The following is a 1,164-nucleotide window of genomic DNA, read 5'->3' as shown; positions in this document are numbered from 1 at the left end:
CTTATCCATCACCTTTTTCCATCTTCTTCCATCATTCCGGTCAGAGCAGAGAATCTCCCCCCTCTTGGTCAGCCATTGATACAGACAGACCGGAAGTATCATGGCCAAATAGCCGGAATAAGGCCCCGGATTGAAGAAAGAACCTGTCAATACATACAAGGAATGGTTGGACACAGCATAACCATAAAGCTGCCTCAATCCCCAAACAGCCTCAATGCCAGCCCAAACAACCAATGTCCAGGAAATCACAGAATCCAACGTTATCAAACGATTGCGAGTCATAAAGAAAAATACCAGCAGAATACATCCTGTCCCCCAAAGAGAAGTCTTGTCAAAGTGCACCCATTGCCCGACTGTTTCTCCCGGAAGGAGACCGGAGGCATCAAAGCCAACCAATGAAAATAAGGTCATAGAGACCATCCAAAGCATCACCCATACAGTTATCTGCCTAACTTCACTCAATCTATTTCCTTCCATACCCGTTCCCATTTTATACTTCCTGACCTATCATCCTTCGATTTCCAAATGCGTAGAGCCCTGCCTACAATAAAAGGTTCAGGCAACAATCCCCAATAGCGTGAGTCTTTCGAGTTCTCCATCTTGTCACCGGATACGAAATAATAATTCTCACGGAAACAGTATCTGCTTATAACACTGTCTCCCAATAATACAGTATCCCTCCTGAACGTCAGTTTCTCCTTCTGTTCCCATTCTATCAGATTTCTATAAAGCATCCGGTTCAGTGAATCCATCTCTACCACACTTCCCTTAGCCGGTATATACAATGGTCCAAATTCCGCAATGCTCCAGCCCAGTTCTTTATTAAAAGGATAACTTTCAACCACTATTCCCCTATTCACAAATTCCTCGGAGTCAAGTAATTTTTGCAATTTATCTTGTGCAGCAGTATTCCCCAAGTATCCGTCATGCCCTTTCACCCTATAATGGCAGTCCTTGATTTCCAAAGTGTCTCCCGGAACTGCTATACAACGCTTTACATAATATGACATTACATCAAAGGCAATGCTGTCCCATCTTCCCGGATAAGGGAAATTGAATACAAGCACATCATTCCTCTTGAATTTCCTCCACCCAGGCATACGGTGAATTTTCACCTCCTTCTTTTCCAATGCGGCAAACACATCGAACAGCCTCGCTCCTTTT

Annotated in this window: 1 protein-coding gene and 1 pseudogene; both read right to left on the bottom strand. The window is 43.9% G+C overall.

What is annotated here, in order from left to right; translation table 11 throughout:
- Nucleotides 1-477: pseudogene (locus DWZ03_RS19880) on the bottom strand (hypothetical protein); the annotation flags it as partial.
- Nucleotides 459-1,164, bottom strand: a 706-nt coding sequence (locus DWZ03_RS19875; protein WP_120130563.1) for a S26 family signal peptidase, incomplete at its 5' end; no start/stop codon positions are given. The gene DWZ03_RS19875 and the pseudogene DWZ03_RS19880, both read right to left, overlap by 19 nt.

The sequence above is a fragment of the Bacteroides sp. AF29-11 genome (assembly GCF_003602895.1).
Classification (GTDB): domain Bacteria; phylum Bacteroidota; class Bacteroidia; order Bacteroidales; family Bacteroidaceae; genus Bacteroides; species Bacteroides uniformis.
This window is presented reverse-complemented; position numbering and strand designations above follow the sequence as displayed.